Raw genomic sequence first — 654 nt, 5'->3', positions numbered from 1 at the left:
AGCTCGAAGATGACCACCAACCAGATGCTGCTGCAAGCCGGCACCGCCATGCTGAAACAGAGCAACAGCATGTCCTCGATGGTCATGTCCCTGCTGCAGTAATCAGTCCTGTACTGCGCCCGGCTGCAAGCCGGGTCCCCCGAAAGCCAGCCGTCCACCCGGCTGGCTTTTTTTTCGTGCGCCGGCGCGCCGTGATCGGTTCGGCAAGACCGAATATATTTCCATGCGGCACTTAACGAAGCCCGCAAACCGGTCGTCTTGTACTTGGGAGAGCGCGACGCAACGCGACTCCGCCATCCCCACCACCACCACTGGAGTCCNTCGATGACCCGCCTGTCGACCGGCTACCGCATCAATTCCTCGATGGACGACGCCGCCGGCCTGCAGATCGCCACCCGCCTGAAAGCCCAGACCAGCGGCATGGCCGTTGCGATGCGCAACACCCAGAACTCGACCTCGATGCTGCAAACGGCCGAAGGTGCGCTGGACGAAGTGAGCAACATGCTGGTGCGCATGAAGGACCTGGCCACGCAAGCGGCCGATGCCTCCTCGACCGCGGCCGACAAGACCGCGATGCAGTCGGAATACGATGCCCTGGGCACCGAACTGAACAACGTGCTGACCAACACCACCTTCGGCGGCGCCAAGCTGCTC

The 654-nt window shown here is 62.8% G+C and carries 1 pseudogene; it reads left to right on the top strand.

The window, feature by feature from the left end:
* Positions 1-315: 315 nt before the first annotated feature.
* Positions 316-654 (top strand): annotated as a pseudogene (locus EJB06_RS31580) (flagellin N-terminal helical domain-containing protein); the annotation flags it as partial.

The organism is Massilia atriviolacea (genome assembly GCF_003953935.1).
GTDB lineage: Bacteria > Pseudomonadota > Gammaproteobacteria > Burkholderiales > Burkholderiaceae_D > Telluria_A > Telluria_A atriviolacea.
This window is presented reverse-complemented; position numbering and strand designations above follow the sequence as displayed.